At 74.0% G+C, this 21129-nt stretch carries 18 protein-coding genes; 15 read left to right on the forward strand and 3 right to left on the reverse strand.

Annotation, left to right across the window (positions count from 1 at the left end):
* Positions 1–8: 8 nt before the first annotated feature.
* Genes ABD223_RS20860 through ABD223_RS20885 form a run of 6 tightly spaced genes read left to right on the forward strand, consistent with a single transcriptional unit; the run spans position 9 to position 7891 of the window.
* Entirely contained in the window at positions 9–509 is a 501-nt protein-coding gene (locus ABD223_RS20860) for a hypothetical protein (protein ID WP_344038004.1), read from the forward strand.
* Complete coding sequence (locus tag ABD223_RS20865; RefSeq protein ID WP_344038005.1) at positions 506–2125, forward strand: extracellular solute-binding protein; 1620 nt, start codon at positions 506–508, stop codon at positions 2123–2125. The genes ABD223_RS20860 and ABD223_RS20865 overlap by 4 nt, the downstream gene beginning before the upstream one ends.
* Positions 2112–3086, forward strand: a complete 975-nt coding sequence (locus tag ABD223_RS20870; protein WP_344038006.1) for an ABC transporter permease — start codon at positions 2112–2114, stop codon at positions 3084–3086. The genes ABD223_RS20865 and ABD223_RS20870 overlap by 14 nt, the downstream gene beginning before the upstream one ends.
* Positions 3083–4018, forward strand: coding sequence for a carbohydrate ABC transporter permease (locus ABD223_RS20875; protein ID WP_344038007.1), 936 nt, complete (start codon positions 3083–3085; stop codon positions 4016–4018). The genes ABD223_RS20870 and ABD223_RS20875 overlap by 4 nt, the downstream gene beginning before the upstream one ends.
* Positions 4015–5988, forward strand: a complete 1974-nt coding sequence (locus ABD223_RS20880; protein ID WP_344038008.1) for a beta-galactosidase — start codon at positions 4015–4017, stop codon at positions 5986–5988. Before ABD223_RS20875 ends, ABD223_RS20880 begins: the two co-directional genes overlap by 4 nt.
* Positions 5957–7891: a glycosyl hydrolase family 95 catalytic domain-containing protein gene (locus ABD223_RS20885; RefSeq protein ID WP_344038009.1), complete on the forward strand. Its 1935-nt coding sequence runs from the start codon at positions 5957–5959 to the stop codon at positions 7889–7891. The genes ABD223_RS20880 and ABD223_RS20885 overlap by 32 nt, the downstream gene beginning before the upstream one ends.
* A gap of 69 nt (positions 7892–7960) precedes the next feature.
* On the opposite strand, the gene ABD223_RS20890 is transcribed toward ABD223_RS20885, so the two are convergent.
* Positions 7961–8269, reverse strand: a complete 309-nt coding sequence (locus tag ABD223_RS20890) for a winged helix-turn-helix domain-containing protein (protein ID WP_344038010.1) — start codon at positions 8267–8269, stop codon at positions 7961–7963.
* On the reverse strand, positions 8266–9180 hold the full coding sequence (locus ABD223_RS20895; protein WP_344038011.1) for a hypothetical protein: 915 nt from the start codon (positions 9178–9180) through the stop codon (positions 8266–8268). Before ABD223_RS20895 ends, ABD223_RS20890 begins: the two co-directional genes overlap by 4 nt.
* 152 nt (positions 9181–9332) lie before the next feature.
* Between ABD223_RS20895 and ABD223_RS20900 the strand changes: the two genes are divergently transcribed.
* Positions 9333–10841, forward strand: coding sequence for an amidase (locus ABD223_RS20900; protein ID WP_344038013.1), 1509 nt, complete (start codon positions 9333–9335; stop codon positions 10839–10841).
* On the forward strand, positions 10838–11164 hold the full coding sequence (gene cutA / locus ABD223_RS20905; RefSeq protein ID WP_344038014.1) for a divalent-cation tolerance protein CutA: 327 nt from the start codon (positions 10838–10840) through the stop codon (positions 11162–11164). The genes ABD223_RS20900 and cutA overlap by 4 nt, the downstream gene beginning before the upstream one ends.
* On the opposite strand, the gene ABD223_RS20910 is transcribed toward cutA, so the two are convergent.
* On the reverse strand, positions 11161–13809 hold the full coding sequence (locus ABD223_RS20910; RefSeq protein ID WP_344038015.1) for an FAD-binding and (Fe-S)-binding domain-containing protein: 2649 nt from the start codon (positions 13807–13809) through the stop codon (positions 11161–11163). The two genes, cutA and ABD223_RS20910, sit on opposite strands and share 4 nt — an antisense overlap.
* A 94-nt stretch (positions 13810–13903) precedes the next feature.
* Here ABD223_RS20910 and fabG point away from each other — a divergent pair, with 94 nt between their 5' ends.
* The 7 genes from fabG (at position 13904) to ABD223_RS20945 (ending at position 21050) form a co-directional block, all read left to right on the forward strand.
* Positions 13904–14608: a 3-oxoacyl-[acyl-carrier-protein] reductase gene (fabG, locus tag ABD223_RS20915; RefSeq protein ID WP_344038016.1), complete on the forward strand. Its 705-nt coding sequence runs from the start codon at positions 13904–13906 to the stop codon at positions 14606–14608.
* Between the two features lie 52 nt (positions 14609–14660).
* Entirely contained in the window at positions 14661–15428 is a 768-nt protein-coding gene (gene fabI, locus ABD223_RS20920) for an enoyl-ACP reductase FabI (RefSeq protein WP_344038017.1), read from the forward strand.
* 85 nt (positions 15429–15513) lie between these two features.
* On the forward strand, positions 15514–16533 hold the full coding sequence (locus tag ABD223_RS20925; RefSeq protein WP_344038018.1) for a ferrochelatase: 1020 nt from the start codon (positions 15514–15516) through the stop codon (positions 16531–16533).
* Positions 16530–17003: a YcxB family protein gene (locus ABD223_RS20930; protein ID WP_344038020.1), complete on the forward strand. Its 474-nt coding sequence runs from the start codon at positions 16530–16532 to the stop codon at positions 17001–17003. The genes ABD223_RS20925 and ABD223_RS20930 overlap by 4 nt, the downstream gene beginning before the upstream one ends.
* A 32-nt stretch (positions 17004–17035) precedes the next feature.
* Complete coding sequence (locus ABD223_RS20935; protein WP_344038021.1) at positions 17036–17833, forward strand: hypothetical protein; 798 nt, start codon at positions 17036–17038, stop codon at positions 17831–17833.
* A 432-nt stretch (positions 17834–18265) separates the two neighbouring features.
* Positions 18266–20089, forward strand: coding sequence for a glycoside hydrolase family 6 protein (locus tag ABD223_RS20940; protein ID WP_344038022.1), 1824 nt, complete (start codon positions 18266–18268; stop codon positions 20087–20089).
* Between the two features lie 115 nt (positions 20090–20204).
* Entirely contained in the window at positions 20205–21050 is an 846-nt protein-coding gene (locus ABD223_RS20945) for an aminoglycoside phosphotransferase family protein (protein WP_344038023.1), read from the forward strand.
* Positions 21051–21129 lie beyond the last annotated feature (79 nt).

A 21129-nucleotide genomic window follows, 5' to 3' on the forward strand; every position in this document is an offset into this window, starting at 1 on the left:
TGTTCCGGATGGGCTCGCGCGAGGTCGGCGGCGGGTTCGGGCGGTGCGACGGCCACCGGGTGGCGCGCGCGGGGGCGTGGGGGCCGGACCCGGTCCGCGTCCGCGTCGGCCTGGCCGGCGTGCGCGACGACGTGCCCGGCGCGCGGTCGTCCACCGCGAACGGCGACGGCTGCCACCGCACCGCCCGGAACTCCCGCGCCTGCGGGTGGCCGTTCGGGTCGGGGCGGCGCCGGCCCGGCCTGGTCCTCGTCACCGAGCTGGGCCCGCCCCTCCCGACGCCCGACCGGTTCCCGTTCGGCCCGGACCTCCTCGTCGCCCCGGTCCACCGGCTCGGCCGGCGATCCCGCGAGGTCCACCTCCCGTCCGGCGCGCGGTGGACCGACACCGCGACCGGCGCGCTCCACGAAGGCGGTCAGACCCTCCCGGTCGACGCACCCCTCGACCGCACCCCCCTCTTCACGCGCGAAGGCGCGCGACTCCCTGGATTCGACGCTAAGGGGCGTTCATGATTCTCAACCGCAGGGGCTTCTTCTCCCTCACGGCGGCCGTCGGCGGCACGGTCGTCGTGGGCTGCGGCTCGTCGGCGCAGCAGCACACCGGTTCGGCGCTCGACGCCGACGCGCTGTCCCGGGTGCTGCCGGCGCACGTGCCGGTCGAGTTCGCCAAGCCGGACCTGCCCGGCGTCGGCGGCTCCGCGCCCGGCTACCTCTCGTTCCCCCGCGAGCTGGTCGCCGCGGTGAAGGACAAGCCGCTCAAGGGCGGCGAGGTCACCGCGATGACGCCCGCGTTCTGGCCCGTGCCGCCGGGCCTGGGCGAGAACTCCTACTACGACGTGGTCAACGAGCGCCTCGGCGGCGTGGTGAAGTTCGACCTGGTGCAGGGCAGCGACTACGCGGCGAAGCTGGCCGCGCTCATGGCGGCCAAGCAGGTGCCCGAGCTGACCGTCATGCCGACGTTCACCATCCCGCCCCGGTTCAGCGAGGGCGTCGGCGAGGTGTTCCGCGACCTGACCGACTTCCTCGCCGGCGACAAGGTCAAGGACTACCCGCTGCTGGCGAACATCCCCACCGACGCGTGGAACGCGTGCGTCTACGGTGGACGCCTGTACGGCGTGCCGTTCCCGGACAAGCTGTTCCCCGAAGCCCTGTTCTACCGCAGCGACCTGTTCGAGCAGCTCGGCGTGGAGCCGCCCAAGAGCGCCGACGAGTTCGCCGCGCTGTGCAAGGAGATCAACGACCCGGCGAACAACCGGTGGGCCGTCGGCGACGTGTTCCGCTCCGTGGTCCGGATGTTCGGCAGCCCGGGCGACTGGAGCCGCGACCCCTCCGGCAAGGTGGTCAACGTCATCGAGACCGAGGCGTACACCGAGGCGGTCAAGTTCACCCGGGGCCTCTACGAGGCGGGCTACGTGCACCCCGACCTGGTCGCGGGCACCACCACCCGGCTCAAGGAGCTGTTCGCGGGCGGCCAGATGCTGATCTACCAGGACGGCCTGGGCGCGTGGCGCGAGGCGCTGGCCCAGCAGCGGCCCACCAACCCCGGCTTCGGCATGGAGGCGATGCCGCTGTTCGCGCACGACGGCGGCAAGCCGGGCTACCCGGTGAGCCCGCCCACCGCCATGGTCACCCTGATCCGCAAGGACGTCCCCGACGACCGGGTGCGCGAGCTGCTGGGGGTGGCGAACTTCGCCGCCGCGCCCATCGGCACCGAGGAGCACTTCCTGCTGCGCTACGGCACCGAGGGGAAGCACAGCGCCCGCGACGCGAGCGGTTCGCCCGACCTCAACGAGCTGGGCCGCAAGGAGATCACCCTCACCTACGGCTTCCTGTCCGGCCCGCCGGACGCCATCGTGGAGACCCAGTACCCGGACTACGTCGAGTCGCTGCACGGCTGGCTCTCCGACGCCTACGAGCACCAAATCAAGCCGCCCACGTTCGGCCTGCGCATCGAGGAGCCCGCCGAGCACTCCAAGCTGCCCAAGCAGTTCGAGGACCGCACCAACGACATCCTGCGCGGCCGCACGCCCGTCGACCAGGTCGGCAAGCTCGCCGAGGACTGGCGCAAGGCCGGTGGTGACGAGCTGCGCGAGTTCTACGACAAGGCGCTGTCCGATGCCGGGCGCTGACCTGTTGGCGCGGCCCGCCCCCGCGGCGGGCCGCCCGGCGCCCCCGAACCGGAGCCCCCGGTGGGTGCGGCGGCTGCGGCGGGACTGGGTGCTGCTGGTGATGGTGGCGCCGGCGATCCTGCTGCTGGCGGTGTTCCACTACGTGCCGCTGCTGGGCAACGTGGTGGCGTTCCAGGACTACTCGCCCTACGTGGGGATCGCGGGCAGCCCGTGGATCGGGTTCACCAACTTCGAGCGCATCCTCACCGACCCGGGTTTCTGGGACGCCACGGTCAACACGCTGACCATCACCGCGTTCCAGCTGGTGTTCTACTTCCCGGTGCCGATCGGGCTGGCGCTGCTGGTGCACAGCCTGCTGAGCCCGCGGCTGCGGATGCTCGTGCAGGGCGTGGTGTACCTGCCGCACTTCTTCTCCTGGGTGCTGGTGATCACGCTGTTCCAGCAGATGATCGGCGGGGCGGGCGTGCTCAACCAGTTCCTGCGCTCGCACGGGTTCTCGCCGGTCGACGTGATGACCGACCCGGACCTGTTCCTGGTGCTGGTCACCGCGCAGTCGGTGTGGAAGGACGCCGGGTGGGGCGCGATCGTGTTCCTGGCCGCCCTGTCGACCGTCGACACCTCGTTGTACGAGGCGGCGGCGGTGGACGGCGCGGGCCGGTGGCGGCGGCTGTGGCACGTGACGCTGCCCGCGCTGATCCCGGTGGTGGTGCTGCTGCTGATCCTGCGCCTCGGCGAGGCGCTGACGGTGGGCTTCGAGCAGTTCCTGCTCCAGCGCGACGCGGTCGGCGCGGCCACGGCCGAGGTGCTGGACACCTACGTGTACTTCACCGGCGTGGTCAACTCCGACTTCGCCTACGCGGCGGCCGCGGGCCTGGTCAAGGGCCTGGTCGGGCTGGCCCTGGTGCTGGCGGCCAACAAGGTCGCGCACCTGGCGGGCGAGCAGGGGGTGTACTCCCGGTGACCACCGTGCGAACCCCTTCCCGCCCGACCCGTCCCACCCGCCCGGCCTGGGAGGAGCAGCCCACGCGCCTCGGCCAGGCGGCCAAGGGCGTGCTGGTCGGCGTGGTGCTGCTGGCCGTGCTGTTCCCGCTGTGGGTCGTGGTGCTCACCAGCGTCTCGACCTCCGCCGCGATCACCAGGGCGGGCGGGCTGGTGGTGGTCCCCGACGGGATCACCCTCGCCGCCTACGCCGAACTGCTCTCCGGCGGCACCGTGACCCGCTCGGTGCTGGTCAGCACCGGCATCACCGTCGTCGGCACCCTGTTCAGCACGATCGTGACGCTGCTGGCGGCCTACGGCCTGTCCCGACCCGGCTCGTTCGCGCACCGGCCCCTGCTGTTCGCGGTGCTGCTGACGTTCCTGTTCGGCCCCGGCCTGATCCCGACCTACCTGCTCGTGCAGTCCCTGGGCCTGCTGGACACCTACGCCGCCCTGGTCCTGCCCGGCGCGGTGGCGGCGTTCAACCTGGTGGTCCTGCGGTCGTTCTTCATGAACATCCCCCAGGACCTGGTGGACAGCGCCCGCATCGACGGCGCCAACGACTTCCGCGTGCTCACCCGGATCGTGCTGCCGCTGTCCAAGGGCGTCACCGCCGTGATCTCGCTGTTCTACGCGGTCGGCTACTGGAACGCCTTCTTCAACGCCTTCCTGTACCTCAACTCCACCGACAAGTGGCCGCTCCAGCTGGTGCTGCGCGCCTACGTGCTCCAGGGCCAGCCGATCCCGGGCGCCAGCCCGGCCGACTCCACCCTGGACGGCACCGGCGGCCTGGTCGCCACGCTCGCGGTGAAGATGGCCGTGGTGGTGATCGCGGTGGTGCCGGTGCTGGCCGTCTACCCGTTCGTGCAGAAGCACTTCACCAAGGGAGTGATCGTGGGGGCGATCAAGGGATGACCGCGCCGCGGACGAGGGCGCTGCGGTACGGCGGCGACTACAACCCGGAGCAGTGGCCGGAGGAGGTGTGGGCCGAGGACGTCGAGCTGATGCGCCGGGCGGGCGTGAACACCGCGACCGTCGGCGTGTTCTCCTGGGCCCGCATCGAGCCGCGGCCGGGCGAGCGGGACTTCGGCTGGCTGGACCGGGTGCTCGACCTGCTGCACGCCGGCGGGATCGAGGTCTTCCTGGCCACGCCCACCGCGTCGCCGCCGCCGTGGCTGGGGCACCGGTTCCCGGAGACGCTGCCGGTGGACTTCGACGGCCACCGGCTCGCCTACGGCTCGCGCAACCAGTTCTGCCCCTCCTCACCGGTGTACCGGGAGCACGCGCTGGCCCTGGTCACCGACCTGGCCCGGCGCTACGCCGACCACCCGGCGCTCAAGCTGTGGCACGTGGGCAACGAGCTGGGCCAGGTGTGCCACTGCGACACCACCGCCGCGCACTTCCGGCGCTGGCTGCGCGCCCGGCACGGCACCCTGGACGAGCTGAACGAGGCCTGGCACACGGTGTTCTGGAGCCAGCGCTACGGCTCGTGGGACGAGGTGATCCCGCCCCGCCGCGCGCCCTACCTGATCAACCCCGGCCAGCGGCTCGACTTCGCCCGGTTCTGCTCCGACACCCTGGTCGAGTCCTTCCTGGCCGAGCGGGACGTGCTGCGCCGCATCACCCCGGACGTGCCCGTGACCACCAACTTCATGGGCCTGCACCCGGTCGTGGACGGCTGGGCGCTGGCCGCGCACGAGGACGTGGTCTCGCACGACTGGTACCCCGACCCGGCCGACCCGGAGTCGCACGTGCTCAGCGCGCTGAGCTTCGACCTGATGCGCTCGCTCAAGCGCGGGCCGTGGCTGCTCATGGAGCAGGCCGCCGGCGCGGTCAACTGGCGGCGGCGCAACCCGCCCAAACCGGCCGGCCAGCTGCGCGCCCAGTCCGTGCAGGCGGTGGCGCGCGGCGCGGACGCGGTGTGCTTCTTCCAGTGGCGCGCCTCGCGCGGCGGCGCGGAGAAGTTCCACTCCGGGATGGTGCCCCACGCGGGCCCGGACAGCCGGGTGTTCCGGGAGGTCGAGGCGCTGGGCGCGGACCTGGCGGCGCTGGCCCCGGTGGCGGGCGCGCCCGTGGTCGCGGACGTGGCCGTGGTGCTGGACTGGGAGAACTGGTGGGCGGTCGAGCTGGACGCGCACCCGTCCGGCGACTTCGCCCTGCTCGACCGGGTCCGCGACTGCTACCGGCCGCTGTTCGAGCTGGGCGCGACCGTCGACTTCGTGCCCGCCACGGCCTCGCCGGCCGACCTGGCGGCCTACCGGCTGGTGGTCGTGCCGAACCTGTACCTGGTGCGCGACCCCGAGCCGCTGCGGTCGTTCGTCGCGGGCGGCGGCACGGTGGTGGTGGGGTTCTTCTCCGGGGTGGTGGACGAGCGCGACCAGGTGTTCCCGGGCGGTTACCCCGGGCCGCTGCGGGAGCTGCTGGGGCTGCGCGTCGAGGAGGTGGTGCCGCTCGGCCCGGACGACGTGCTCGCCTGCTCGTCGGCGGAGCTGGGCGGGTTCACCGCCGACTTCTGGCGCGACGACCTGCTCGTCGAGGGCGCCGAGGTGGTGGCCGCGCTCGACGACGGCACGCCGGTGGTGCTGCGCCACCGGCACGGCGCGGGCGCGGCGTGGTACGTGGCCACCCGGCCCGAGGAGGGCGCGGCGGTGCGGCTGTTCGCGCGCGTGCTGGCGGAGGCCGGTGTCGAGCCCGCGCCCGACCGGCCGCGCGGCGTGGAGGTGGTGCGGCGCGGTGACGTGCTGTTCCTGGTCAACCACGGCGTCGACGAGGTGTCGGTCGACGTGCCGGGCGCCCACGTCGACCTGCTGACCGGCGCCGGGGTGTCCGGTTCGACGACCCTGGGGAGGTTCGGTGTCGCGGCTCTGGTTCCGCAGGCCGGCTGAGCGGTGGGAGGAGGCCCTGCCGCTGGGCAGCGGCCGGTTCGGCGCGATGTGCCGGGGCACCGGCGCGTTCGACCTCAACGACGACCGCGTGTGGCTGGGCGGCCCGGCGCGGCCGGTGGACGGCGTGGCGGAGGTCCTGGCGGCGCGGGAGGCCGTGCTGGCGGGCGACCCGGAGCGGGCCGAGGTGCTGCTGAGGTCGGTGCAGGGCCCGGACACCGGGGTGTACCAGCCGCTGGGCACGTTGCGGCTGCACGGGTTGACGCCCGCCGAGGGCTACTCGCGGTCCCTGGACCTGGGCACGGGCGTCGCCGCCGTGGACTACGGGAACGGCGTGCGGCAGGAGGCGGTGTGCTCCGCCGAGCACCACTCGCTGGCCGTGCGGGTGGAGGGCGCGCCCGGGGTGACCGCGTCGCTGGACGCGCCCGTGCCGCTCGTCCGCGTTGACGAGCCGGGCGCGGTGGTGTTCCACGTCGGCCTGGCCGACCCGCCCGCGTGGGAGGTGTTCCGCGAACGGGCCGCGGCCGACCACCGGGCGCTGTTCGACCGGGTGGCGCTGGACCTCGGCCCCGCGCCGGACGGGCCGACCGACACGTGGCGCGCCGACGACCCGGCGTTCGCCGCGCTGCTGTTCCAGTACGGCCGGTACCTGCTCATCGCCTCGTCCCGGCCGGGCACGCTGCCCGCGAACCTCCAGGGCGTGTGGAACCCGTACCCGGAGCCGCCGTGGCGGTCGAACTACACCGTCAACATCAACACGCAGATGAACTACTGGGCGGCCGAGCCGACCGGGCTGCCCGAGTGCCACGAACCGCTGCTGGAGTTCGTCGAGGGCCTGGCGCGGTCCGGCGCGGAGGTGGCGCGGTCGCTGTACGGCGCGGACGGCTGGTGCGCGCACCACAACACCGACCCGTGGTTCCTGGCCACGCCGGTGCAGGGCGACCCGGCCTGGGCGAACTGGCCGATGGGCGGCGTGTGGCTGGCGCTGCACCTGTGGGAGCACTTCGCCTTCACCGGTGACGTGGCGTGGCTGCGCGAGCGGGCGTGGCCGGTGCTGCTGGGCGCGGCCGAGTTCTGCCGGTCCTGGGTGTTCGAGCACGAGGGCGTGCCCACCACCGCGCCCTCCACGTCGCCGGAGAACCACTACGAGAGCCCGTCGGGCAACGAGGTGGCGGTGGGCGTCGGGTCGACGATGGACCTGACGCTGGTGTGGGAGCTGTTCACGCGGCTGCGCGAGGCGGGCGGGGTGCTGGGCCTGCCGGTGGACACCTCCCTGCTGGACCGCCTGCCGCCGCTGCCGGTCGGGTCGCGCGGGCGGCTGCTGGAGTGGGCGCGGGAGGTCCCGGAGACCGAGCCGCGGCACCGCCACGTGTCGCACCTGGTCGGCCTGTACCCGGGCACGCGGATCCGGCGGGGCTCCCCCGAGGCGGAGGCGGCCCGGCGGTCGCTGGAGGACCGGGGCGACGAGGGGCCGGGCTGGTCGTACGCGTGGAAGGCGGCGCTGTGGGCCAGGTTGGGCGAGGGCGGGCGGGCGGCGGCGCTGATCGCGGCCATGCCGCGCTGCCCCAACCTGGTCGCGGCGAACCCGTTCCAGGTGGACGGTTCGCTCGGCGTGCCCGCCGCGGTGGCCGAGATGCTGGTCCAGGGGCACACCGGGGAGGTGGAGCTGCTGCCCGCGCTGCCCCCGTCGTGGCCGGCCGGGAGCGTGACCGGGCTGCGGGTGCGCGGGGGGCTGGTGGTCGACCTGCGCTGGAGCGGCGGCTCGCCGACGTCCGTGGCGGTGAGCAGGTCGGCCACGGCGGTGAGCGGCCCGGCCGTGCGCGAGGTGGTGCTCCGGCACGGTGGGCGGCGTGAGGTGGTGCGGGTGCGGCCGGGTGAGCGGGTCGAGTCGGCGTGGGCCGGGTGAGGGGCGCCCGACCCCGTTCGCCGCCCGGTCCGGGGCGGGCGTCGCGACGCCCGCCCCGGACGGCCCCGGTCACCGCTCGTCGTGGCGCTCCAGCAGGGCGCGCAGGGCGTCCATCTCGCGGGCCAGCGCCTTGCGGCCGGCCGCGGTGATGGTCACCCAGGTGCGCGGGCGCTTGCCCTCGTAGCCCTTCTCCACCTCCAGCAGGCCGGCGTCCTCCAGCACGCTGATGTGCCGGGACAGGTTGCCCGCGGTCAGCTCCAGGGTGGTCCTGAGGTACCCGAACTCGACCCGCTTCGCCTCGCTCGCGATGGTGAGGACGCCCAGCCGGTGTCGCTGGTGGACCACGTCGTCCAGGGCCGCGGTGGGGTGTTCGCTCACCGGCGCACCCTACTGAGTGCCAGGGCGACGAGCCCGCCGACGACCGCGACGCAGCCGGGGAACAGGACGTCCTTGGCGGAGAACAGCACGTCCACCCGGCTGTCCGGCCGCCAGCCCAGGTCCCAGAACACCTGCCCCATGGTGGACGCGTTGGCCAGCAGCGTGAACCCGGCGTACCCGAGGGCGACCAGCGCGCACCACGGGCTGCGCTCCAGCCACGCCAGCACGAGCAGCCCCGCGGCGAACAGCATCAGCCCGCCGGTCTTGGTCACCGCCACGGCGCCGAGCACCGAGGTCGCCACGAAGCCGGCGACCACCGCGGCCCGGTACCAGCGGGTGCGCGCGAAGTCCCGCTCGGACAGGATCGCGAGCACCACCGGCAGGGCCAGGAAGACCGCCGCCTCGACCATCTCCACCTTGATGTCGTGGCGCAGGTGCCGGCGCACCTCCGCCGGCAGCAGCCCGCCGACGAGCGCGATGCCGAGCACGACCGCGAAACCGCCGAGCGTGACCCGGACGTAGGCGCTGGTCGAGGTCTCCAGCCCGGCGACCTCCGCGCGCCGGCGGTACCACCACACCGTGACCACCAGGCCGGTCAGCAGGGCCAGCACCCAGTAGGCGCCGAGCGCCAGGGGATTGGCGAGCTGGAAGAAGTTCCCGGCGTTGAAGACGCCCAGCGGGTCGACGCGGCCCAGGCCGGGCACGGTGAAGGACGTGCCGTGGTCGAGGACCGCGCAGCTCCGCTCCCCGGGCGGGCACTGCTGCTCGACCGGTCGGTAGAACGGAACGGCCCCCAGGGTCAGCAGGCCGATGACGACCACCGGCAGCCAGTGCCCGCGCCGGGCGATCCTGGCCCGCTTCCGGAGCCTGCTCAGCTCGTCCAGCAACCCCGCGGCGCTCGGCTCCGCCATCGGTCCCCCTCGGTGTGGTGTGCAATCGAGTTTGTGATGCAAACCAGTTTTGCGGAACAAGCGGACCGGGGTCAAGCCACCCCGGGCTCGGCGCCCACCGGACGGCGGGTGACCATGTCCGGACCACGCGGCCCGGGACGAGGAGACGACGGTTGGACGAGCGCGACTACCTGGAGCACGACGGGCTGGGGCTGGGCGGCCTGGTCGCCGCCGGCGAGGTGACCGCGGCGGAGCTGCTCGCGGCCGCCCGGGACCGGGCGCGTGCGGTGAACCCGCGCGTCAACGCCCTCGTCACCTGGCTCGACGACCACGCCGACCACCAGGTCGACCACCGGGCCGGGCAGGAGCCGACCGGTCCCTTCGCGGGCGTCCCGTTCCTGCTCAAGGACCTCCACCAGGACCTGGCGGGCACCCCGACGTCGGCCGGTTCCCGCGCCCTCGCCGGCCGGACCGCCACGCGCACGAGCACGGTCGTGCGGCGCTGGCTCGACGCCGGCGTCGTCGTCTTCGGCAAGACGAACACCCCCGAGTTCGGCTCCAAGGGCGTCACCGAGCCGGAGCTGTTCGGCGCGGCGCGCAACCCCTGGGACCCCGACCGCACCCCCGGCGGCTCGTCCGGCGGGGCGGCGGCGGCCGTGGCCGCGGGCATCGTCCCGGTGGCCGCGGCGAGCGACGGCGGCGGCTCCATCCGCATCCCGGCCGCCTGCACCGGCCTGGTCGGGCTCAAACCCGGCCGGGGCCTGGTGCCGCACGGCCCGGAGGAGAGCGAACCGCTCAACGGCCTGGCCACCCACGGCGTCGTCTCCCGCACGGTCCGCGACACCGCCGCCATGCTCGACGCGCTCGCCGGCCCCGACGCGATGAGCCCGTTCGCCCCGGCCCTGCCGGACCGCTCGTTCCTCGCCCGGCTCGACGAGGCCCCGGGGCCGCTGCGCGTCGGCTTCACCACCCGCTGCGCCCTGCGCGAGCACCCCCACCCCGAGGCCGTCCGCGCGGTCGAGCGCGCCGCCGCCCTGCTCACCGACATGGGGCACCACGTCGAGGAGGTCGACCCGCCGCACGACGACCGGCAGCTCGGCCGGGACTTCCTGGTCATCTGGTTCGTGCACCAGGCGCTGGAGGTCGCCCGGGTCAAGCGGCTGACCGGCGCGGGCGACGGCGGCTTCGAGCAGGACACCCTGCTCATGGCCGCGCTCGGCAGGTCCCTCGGCGCGGTCGAGCTCCAGGCCGCCGACGAGCGCCGCCGCGACCACGTCGCCGCCCTCGCCGCCTTCCACGAGCGCCACGACCTGCTGCTGACGCCCACCCTGGGCGAACCGCCGATCCGGGTCGGCTCCCTGGCCACGCCCGCACCGCTGCGCGCCCTGGCCGCGGCCCTGCTGCGCAGCAGGGCCACCGGCCTGCTCCGGCACGTCGGCATGGTGGACCAGGTCGTGGAGCGGAACCTGCGGTGGGTGCCGTACACGCAGCTGGCGAACCTCACCGGCCGCCCGGCGATCAGCCTGCCGCTGCACCGCACCGCCGCCGGCCTGCCCATGGGCGTGCAGTTCGTCGGTCGCCTGGGGGGCGAGGAGCTGCTGCTGCGCCTCGCCCGGCAGTTCGAGCTGGCCGCGCCGTGGGCCGCCGACCTGCCGTTCGCGCGGCTGGGCTCCGACCGGTGAACGACAACCACGTCGTGGTCATCACCACCACCGGCAGCGCCGAGGCGGCCGACGTGCTGGCGCGGGCCGTCGTGGAGGCGCGCCTCGCGGCGTGCGCCCAGGTCGGCGGCCCGGTCCGGAGCGTCTACCGGTGGGACGGCGAGGTCCGGGACGACCGGGAGTGGCAGGTCTGGATCAAGACCGCCTACGACCGGGTCGACGAGCTGACCGAGTTCGTCAAGGCCAACCACCCCTACGACGTGCCCGAGGTGGTGGCGCTGCCCGTGCTCGGCGGCAACACCGACTACCTGGCCTGGATCACGGAGGAGACCCGGCGGCCCTAGAGGCCCAGCCGCCGCCGCAGCAGGGTCGCCGTGTGCACCGGTTCGGCGCCCGTCCCGTGCCGGACCTGGGTGCGGCAGCTGAAGCCGTCCGCCACGACCGGCGCGTCCCCGGCCGCCCGCACGGCCGGGAACAGCGCCAGCTCGCCGACCGCCATCGACACCTCGTGGTGGCCGCGCTCGAAGCCGAAGTTGCCGGCCAGGCCGCAGCAGCCCTCCAGCACCGACGCGCCCACCCCGGCCTTGGCCAGCAGCTCCCGGTCCGCGTCCAGGCCCGCCTCGGCGTACTGGTGGCAGTGCGGCTGCACCACCGCGCGCCCCGCCGCGCCGCCCGCGCCCGGCTGCCGCTCCAGCAGCGGCGCGACGTGCTCGGCGAACGTCCGCACGGCGCCGGCCAGCCGCGCCACGTCCGGGTCGTCGCCGGCCAGCTCCAGCGCGTCCGCGCGCAGGAACGCCGTGCAGCTCGGCTCCAGCCCGACCACCGGCACGCCCGCCGACGTCCACGGCCGCAGCACCCGCGCGGTGCGCCGCAGCACCCGCCGCGCCACGCCGAGCTGACCGGTGGAGAACCAGGTCAGCCCGCAGCAGACCGCCGCGCGGGGCACCTCGACCGCCTGGCCCGCGTGCCGCAGCACGGCCGCCGCGTCGAGGCCGACGCCCGGCTCGAAGTGGTTGGTGAACGTGTCCGGGAACAGCAGCACCGGCTCGCCGTCGCCCGACGAGGCGAACCGCGACTGGAACGACCGCACCGGCACGGGCAGCGGCCGCTCCGGCGCGACCCCGGCGAACCGGGCGAACCGCGCGGAGACCCGGTTCACCAGGCGCAGCCGCAGCCACAGCGGCAGCCAGCCCATCGAGTAGTGCGCCGCGGGCCGCACCCGCCGCCGGTAGTGGTGGTGCAGGAACTCCGCCTTGTACGCGGCCATGTCCACGTCCACCGGGCAGTCCCGCTTGCACCCCTTGCAGCCCAGGCACAGGTCCAGCGCGTCCCGCACCTCCGCCGAGCGCCACCCGTCGCGCACCACCTGACCGCCCAGCAGCTCGAACAGCAGCCGCGCCCGGCCGCGCGTGGAGTGCTTCTCCTCCCGCGTCACCCGGTAGCTCGGGCACATCACCCCGCCGCTCGTGTTCAGGCACTTGCCCACGCCGACGCACCGCCGCGACGCCGCCGCCAGGTCGCCGCCGTCGGCGCGCAGCGCCAGCTCCGCCCGGGTCGGGATGACCGGCGGCGCGACCACCACGCGCAGGTCGTCGTCCACCTTGAGCGGGTCGACGACCCGACCGGGGTTCATCAGCCCGCCCGGGTCGAACGCCGCCTTGAACCGCCGGAACGCGGCGATGGCCGCCGGCGGGTACATCCGGGGCAGCAGCTCCGACCGCGCCTGCCCGTCGCCGTGCTCGCCGGACAGCGACCCGCCGTGCGCCACCACCAGGTCGGCCGCGTCCTCCAGGAACGACCGGTGCCCGCGCGCCAGGTCGAAGTCGATCCGCACGTGCAGGCAGCCCTCCCCGTAGTGGCCGTAGGTGACGCCCCGCCTGCCGTGCCTGCCCAGCAGCGCGTCGAAGTCCCGCAGGTAGGCGCCGAGCCGCTCGGGCGGCACGGCCGCGTCCTCCCACCCCGACCACGCCTCGCCGCCGTCGGCCATCCGGGTGGCCAGCCCGGCGCCGTCCTCCCGCACCCGCCACAGGGCGCGCTGCCGCGCCGGGTCGGTCACCACCGCGGAGTGCGGCGCGAGCGCGGCGGCCCGGTGCGCCACCGCCTCGTCGGCGGTCTCCACGAACAGCCAGCTCTCGCCGCGCGGCAGCAGCGGCAGCGCGTTCCCGGCCGACCGCGCCAGCTCCGCGTTCAGGCCCTCGACGGTCAGCACGTCCAGCTCGCGCAGCCCCGGCGCGAGGTCGGCGGCGTCGTACGGGCCGTCGAACCCGAGCACCGCCAGCACCCGCCGCTCCGGCGCGCCCACCAGCCCGACCACCGCGCCCAGCACCGTCGCGCAGGTGCCCTCCGTGCCGACCAGCGCCCTGGTCAGGTCCGGCAGCGCGTCCAGCCGGTAGCCCGACACGCGCCGGTCCAGCGCCGGGAACCAGGCCGGGTCGACCTCCGGCAGGTCCAGCGGCGGCGGGGTGCGCGTGTCGAACCGCCGGCCGTCGGCCAGCAGCACGTCGAGCGCCCGCACGTTGTCGCTGGTCTTGCCCCAGGCCACCGAGTGCGCGCCGCACGCGTCGTTGCCGATCATGCCGCCGAGCGTGCAGCGCGAGCGGGTCGACGGGTCCGGGCCGAACACCAGGCCGTGCGGCCGTGCGGCGTCGTTGAGGCGGTCCAGCACCACGCCGGGCTGCACCACCGCCAGTCGCTCGACCGGGTCAACCGAGATCACCCGGTCGAGATGGCGGGAGAAGTCGAGCACCACGCCCTCGCCCGCGGCGTTGCCCGCGACCGAGGTGCCCGCGCCCCGGTTGGTGACCGGCACGCCGTGCTCGGCCGCCACGCCCACCGCGGCCACCACCGCGTCCACCGAGCGCGGCCGCACCACGACCAGCGGCACGTGGCGGTAGTTCGAGGCGTCGGTGGAGTACAGCGCGCGGCTCGCGGCGTCGGCGAGCACGTCGCCGTCCACCTCGGCCCGCAGGCGTTCGACGAAACCGGTCACGTGGCGAATTGTGATCCCCCTCCGGCCGGTGATGGCGTACCCGGGGGTAGCAGATAGCCTCGCGGCGCACCAACCTGCGGCGATGGGAGCAAGCGTGTCGAGGTCCGTACTGGTCACCGGCGGCAACCGGGGCATCGGCCTGGCGATCGCCAGGGCGTTCGCCGCCCAGGGCGACAAGGTCGCGGTGACCCACCGCGGCTCCGGCGCGCCCGAGGGGCTGTTCGGCGTCAAGTGCGACGTGACCGTCGCCGACGAGGTCGACGCCGCGTTCACCGAGGTGGAGGCCGCGCACGGCCCGGTCGAGGTGGTCGTGGCCAACGCCGGCATCACCGACGACACCCTGCTGCTGCGGATGAGCGACGAGCAGTTCACCCGCGTCCTCGACGCCAACCTCACCGGCGCGTTCCGGGTGGCCAAGCGCGCGTCCAGGGGCATGTTGCGCAAGCGCTACGGCCGGATCGTGTTCATCTCCTCCGTGGTCGGCCTCATGGGCGGCGCGGGCCAGGTCAACTACGCGGCCAGCAAGGCGGGCCTGGTCGGCGTGGCCCGCTCGATCGCGCGCGAGCTGGGCTCCCGCAACATCACCGCGAACGTCGTCGCGCCCGGTTTCGTCGCCACGGACATGACCGACGCCCTGCCCGACGACCGCAAGCAGCAGATCCTCGCCCAGGTGCCCGCGGGCCGGTACGGCACGACCGAGGAGATCGCGGCCGCCGTCACGTTCCTGGCCTCCGACGCCGCCGCCTACATCACCGGCGCGGTGCTGCCGGTCGACGGCGGCATCGGCATGGGCCACTGAACCCCCCGCACCCCTCTCGTCCCCAGCACAACACTTTTCGGAGGAAGAACCCGTGACGGGACTGCTCGAAGGCAAGCGGCTGCTGGTCACCGGGGTGATCACCGACGCGTCGATCGCCTTCCACGTGGCCAGGGCCGCCCAGGAGCAGGGCGCCCAGGTCGTGCTCACCGGCTTCGGCCGGCTGAGCCTGGTGGAGCGGATCGCCAAGCGCCTGCCCGCGCCCGCGCCGGTGATCGAGCTCGACGTCCAGGACCAGGGGCACCTGGACTCGCTCGCCGACCGCGTCCGCGAGCACGTCGACGGCCTCGACGGCGTGGTGCACGCCATCGGCTACGCCCCGCCGTCGTGCCTGGGCGCGCCGTTCATGGACGCGCCGTGGGAGGACGTGGCCAAGGCCGTGCACGTCTCGGCGTACTCCTACAAGGCGCTGGCGCAGGCCACCCTGCCGCTGCTGGGCCGCGGCTCGTCGATCGTCGGCCTCGACTTCGACGCCCGCCAGGTGTGGCCCGCCTACAACTGGATGGGCCCGGCCAAGGCGGCGTTCGAGTCGATCAACCGCTACCTGGCGCGCGACCTGGGCCCGCGGGGCATCCGGGTCAACCTCGTCTCGGCGGGCCCGGTGCGCACCATGGCCGCCAAGTCGATCCCCGGCTTCGCCGACCTGGAGTCGATGTGGGCCGACCGGGCCCCGCTGGGCTGGGACGTCGACGACCCGACGCCGGTCGCGAAGTCGGTGTGCGGCCTGCTGTCCGACTGGCTGCCCGCCACCACCGGCTCCATGGTGTTCGTCGACGGCGGCGTGCACTTCCTCGGGCTGTAACCGGGTTCACCCGGCCGGGTCGGCGTGCGAACGGTCACGCCGACCCGGTTGTGCGCCCTCCCGGGCTCGGCGCGAGGATGTCCGGGTGAGTTACGACGCGCTGCTCTGGCTGTCCTTCGGCGGACCGGAAGGGCCCGACGACGTCCGCCCCTTCCTGGAGAACGTGACCCGCGGCCGCGGCGTCCCGCCCGAGCGGTTGGACGAGGTCGAGGAGCACTACCAGCACTTCGGCGGCGTGTCGCCGATCAACGCGCTCAACCGCTCGGCCATCGAGCGCGTGCGCGCGCTGGTGGACCTGCCGGTGTACTTCGGCAACCGCAACTGGCACCCGATGGTCGAGGACACCCTCGCCGAGATGAAGGCCGCCGGCGTCCGGCGCGCGCTGGTGTTCCCGACCAGCGCCTACGGCGGCTACTCCGCGTGCCGCCAGTACGACGAGGACGTCCTGCGCGCCCGCGCGGCCGTCGAGGACGCGCCCGAGCTGGTCAAGATCCGCCAGTTCTTCGACCACCCGCTGTTCGTCGAGTCCTTCGCGGAGTCCGTGCGCGCCGCGGCGGCGGGGTTCGGCGACGACTACCGCCTGGTGTTCACCGCGCACTCGGTGCCGGTGTCGGCGGACGAGGCCGCCGGGCCGCCCGAGGAGGGCGGGCGCCGCTACTCGCGGCAGGTCGCGGAGGCGTCCCGGCTGGTCGCCTCGGCGCTGGGCGTCGCCGACTACGACGTGGTGTGGCAGTCGCGCTCCGGCCCGCCGCAGGTCCCCTGGTTGGAGCCCGACGTCGTCGACCACGTCGAGGCGCTGCACGCCGGGGGAGCGGCCAACGTGGTGCTGTGCCCGATCGGGTTCGTCAGCGACCACCTGGAGGTCGTGTGGGACCTCGACACCGAGGCCCGCGACCGCGCCGTCGAGCTGGGCCTGGGCTTCGCCCGCGCGGCGACCCCGAACGAGGACCCGCGCTTCGCGCGCCTGGTGGCCGAGCTGGTCGCCGAGCACCTGGAGGGCGCGCCCGCGCGCAAGCTGTCGGCCTTCCCGGCGGCCGGCTGCACGGTCAACGGCGCGCCGTGCGCCCCGCTGTGCTGCGAGCCCGCGAAGAGGCCCCGGCGGTGACGGTGGACTTCGGCTGGTCGCCCAGGGCGGGCGACTGGAGCGACGCCCTGAAGACCTCCGTGCCGCTCTACCGCTGGGCGCCGTGGTTCGCCGCGGCGCTGGGCGCGCTCGGCGTCGTCGTGCTGGTGCTGGGCATGACGTGGGCGGGCGTGTTCGGGCTGGTCCTGGCCGCGGTCATCGGCGGGCTGGTGCCGGTGGGCGCGGCGGTGAACTTCCACAACCACCCGCTGGCGGCCAGGGCGGTGACCGGCACCGCGGACGACCACTCGCTGCGGATGTCGGTCGGCGAGGCCGCGCGCAGTGAGCTGGACTGGGCCGAGCTGCCCGGCTGGGTGGAGACCTCGCGCGGTTTCGTGCTGCGGACCGGGACGGCCGCGGTGTACGCGGTGCCGCGCCGGGCGTTCGCCGACGCGGACGCGGTGGCGAGGTTCCGCTCCCTGCTGGTGGAACACGTGGGACCGGCGGCCTGATCCGCGCCGACTCGCGCGTACCCTTGTCCGGCGTGTCTACTGCGAGTGCGACGCTGGTCGTCTGGACGTCCGCCTGGCTGCACGGTTCCGCCGCGGCGGACGACGTCCTCGACGCCCTGGGCTCCTGGGCCGGGCTGCACGAGGTGGTCGCCGACGACGACGGCACCGCGACCGCGCTCGACCTGCCCGGCCCCGACGAGGCCCCGGTCGGCCCCGCCCTGCTGCTGGCGTCGCTGCGCCGCGCCGCGACGACCACCGCCCGCCTGGTGCTGCCGGTGCCGGGCGACGTGCGCGGCCTGGGCAACGAGGGACCGCTGGGCAAGTACGCGCTGCGGGCCGGCCAGGCCGTGGTGCTGCCCGAGGTGGGTGTCGGCCTGGTGCCCCGGCTGGTGGCCGACGGCGTGCTGCGGTGGACGGTGTTCGACCTGCCGACCGCCTCCGCGTTCGAGCACGTGCCGATCGGGGAGGCCGAGCACGGCCTGGCGTCGGCCATGCGCGAGGCGGCCACCGCGCTGGTGACCCTGGACGTGGCCCGGCACCGGCCCAACGTGCGCGCCGAGATCGCCGCGCTGGCCGCCGAGCACCAGAAGCTCGCCTGGCCCACCGGGATGCCGCCGAGGTCCCTGCGCGTGCTCCAGCGCGCCGCCGAGGTCGCCGCGATCCTGGAGGTGGCCGCCTCGGACGCGCCGGGCGGCGCGGTGTCGGCGACCGCGACGCGGGCCCGGGACGAGGCGCTGCGGCCGCTGGGCGACGCGGTGCGGCGGGCCCGGCTGGCGGCCGTGGACGAGGCGGTGCGAGTCCTTTCGGACCAGGGCGCCGGCCGCCACTAGTCGGCGCGATCGTCGAATGTTCGACAAGATCATTCGTAGTTCGACGATTTTTCTGAAGCGCTACAGTTCCCAGGTCCGTTCGAATGAATTCGTTTTTGCCGCTCCCGGATCACCGAGGGCATTCGGCTGAACAGGTGACAGTGCGGGGCTCCGTTTGCCCCCGAAGGGGTCCGCGAAGCTCTTGCGCAAGGAAGTTGCATAGCGGATGGATCCGGGAAAACCGCTGGTCAGGGGCTTTCGGGTCGGCTTCGCGCACGGGTATAAGCCCGGATTATCTCCAGGTCAACCCCTCGTCAACAGGACATGTCATGCGTTACCGTTCTTCTGGGAGCGCTCCCAGTCACCAGTCCTCGGTCTCGCGTCGAATCCCGGGTGGCGGAAGATGCGCTGGGAGCGCTCCCAGATGGCGAGTTGCTCGCAAGGAGGCGATGCATGAGTCTGCGTACTTTCGTACGCTCCCGCAAAGTGGCGGGCGCGTTGGCAGTGACCTCGGTGGCGGCCCTGTCCGCGGCCGGGGTGGTGGCGAGCACCGCCACCGCCAACGCGGCACCCGGTTGCCGGGTGGCGTATTCAGTCACGAACCAGTGGCCCGGCGGATTCGGCGCCAGCGTCACGGTCACCAACCTCGGGGACGCGATCTCCGGCGGTTGGAACCTCGAATGGGACTTCGCTGCCGGGCAGACCGTCCAGCAGGGCTGGAACGGCCAGTTCTCGCAGTCCGGGAGCCGGGTGACGGTCCGGAACTCGTCGTGGTCCCCGAACCTGGGCACCGGCCAGACCGTGACCCCCGGCTTCAACGGGTCGTGGAACGGCTCGAACCCGGCGCCCACCCAGTTCCGCCTCAACGGGACGGTGTGCACGGGCTCGGTCGGCGGTCCCACGAGCACGACGACGACGACCACCACCACGACGACGACCACCACGACCACGACGACCACGAGCGGTCAGAACCCGGGTCCGGGTGCGCGCGTGGACAACCCGTACGTGGGCGCCGGCGTGTACGTCAACCCGCAGTGGTCGACCCGCGCCGCCGCCGAGCCGGGTGGCTCGCGGATCGCGAACCAGCCCACCGGTGTGTGGATGGACCGGACCAGCGCGATCGAGGGCAACGACTCGCCCACGACCGGCTCGATGGGCCTGGCCGACCACCTGGACGAGGCGGAGAAGCAGCGCGCCGCCCGCTCCGACGGCCAGCTGGTGTTCCAGTTCGTCGTCTACAACCTGCCCGGCCGCGACTGCGCCGCGCTGGCGTCCAACGGTGAGCTGAAGGCCGACGAGATCGGCAAGTACAAGACCGACTACATCGACAAGATCGCGAGCATCGTCGGCGACGCGAAGTACTCCAAGCTCCGCATCGTCGCGGTCATCGAGATCGACTCGCTGCCGAACCTGGTCACCAACGTCTCGCCCCGCGCGACGGCCACGCCCAACTGCGACATCATGAAGCAGAACGGCAACTACCAGGAGGGCGTCTCGTACGCCATCGGCAAGCTGGGCGCGATCGGCAACGTGTACAACTACATCGACTCCGGCCACCACGGCTGGATCGGGTGGGGCGACACCGTTCCCGAGTACGACAACTTCTACTCCTCGGCGAAGATGTTCGCGTCGCTCCTGGGCAAGAACGGCGCCACCAAGGACAAGATCCACGGCTTCATCACCAACACGGCGAACTACTCCGCGCTGGAGGAGCCGTACTGGAAGGTCGAGGACGTCGTCGGCGGCCAGATCGTCAAGGAAAGGGCCAAGTGGGTCGACTGGAACGACTTCAACGGTGAGCTCGGCTTCGCCACGGCGATGCGCGAGGAGCTCGTCAAGCAGGGCTTCGACAGCGGCATCGGCATGCTGATCGACACCTCGCGCAACGGCTGGGGCGGCGCCAACCGGCCCACCGGCAAGTCGACCTCCACGAACGTGGACGACTACGTCAACCAGTCGCGCATCGACCGCCGCGCCCAGAAGGGCAACTGGTGCAACCAGGCCGGCGCCGGTCTGGGTGAGCGGCCGAAGGCCGCGCCGAAGCCGAGCATCGACGCCTACGTCTGGATCAAGCCGCCGGGTGAGTCCGACGGTTCCAGCACGGAGATCCCGAACAACGAGGGCAAGGGCTTCGACCGCATGTGCGACCCGACCTACGGTGGCAACGTGCGCAACGGCAACAACCCCTCGGGCGCCCTGGCCGGTGCCCCGGTGTCCGGCCACTGGTTCTCCGCGCAGTTCCAGCAGCTCATGCAGAACGCGTACCCGGCGCTCTGATCACGAGCTGACGCCAGGCCACAACTGAAGATCGCCGCACGACCCGCGGGCGGTGTCCTCTCCGGACACCGCCCGCGGGCTTTTTCCGCTTGCCGGGTCCCCTAACGTCGTGCCCGTGGACGTCGAGGAGATCACCGGGCGCCTGTCCCTCCGCTTCGGACCGGAGGTGGCCGGGTGGGCGGCGCGCGTGCCGGACCGGGTGGCCGACCTGGCGCGCCGGTGGGACCTGACCCCCGTGGGGCCCCTGTCGCAGGGCGCGTCGTCCGTGGTCGCGGAGTTCCGCGCCGGCGACGTGCCGGCGGTGCTCAAGCTGAGCCCGGACGAGCCGTTCCTGGCCGAGCAGACCGCGGTGCTGCGGCTGCTCGGGCCGTCGGGCCGGGTGCCCGCGGTGCTCGCCGAGGAGGCGGGCGCGGTCCTGATGGCGGCGGTGCGACCCGGCACCGAGGTGGCCGACCTGCCCGAACCGCCCACCGCCCCCGAGTGGGCGGACCTGGTCACGCCCCTGCACGCGGTGGCGCCGCCGCCCGGCGCGCGCGACCTCGCCGACCGGTGCGCGGAGTCCTTCGCCCGCATCGGCCGCCGCGTGACCGCGTCCACCCCGGTCACCCCGGCGACGTGGGAGCGGGCGCAGGACCGCTGCCGCGCCCTCCTGGGCGCCGGACCGCGCGTGCTGCTGCACGGCGACCTGCACCCCGGCAACGTGCTGGTCGGCCCGCGCGGCCTGGTGGCGATCGACCCGCGGCCGTGCGTGGGCGACCCGTGCTTCGACGTGGTCGACTTCGCCCTGGAGGCGGCCGGTCGCGAGGGCGTGGCGGACCGGTCGGCGCGGCTGGCCGAGGCGTGCGGGCTCGACCCGGACCGCCTGCTCGGGTGGTGCCGGGTGCTGGCGCCGGTCATCGCGATGTCGCGCTCCGACGACCGGCCGGCGCTGGAGGAGCTGCTGGGCCTGGCGGCCCCGTGACCACGGGTGACCACGGGTTCACCACCGGGAGCGCGACAACCGCCCGTTCGTGAACGCCCCGAAATGCGTCAATGGACCG

The sequence above is a fragment of the Saccharothrix xinjiangensis genome, assembly GCF_039527585.1.
In the GTDB taxonomy this organism is placed as follows: Bacteria; Actinomycetota; Actinomycetes; order Mycobacteriales; family Pseudonocardiaceae; genus Actinosynnema; species Actinosynnema xinjiangensis.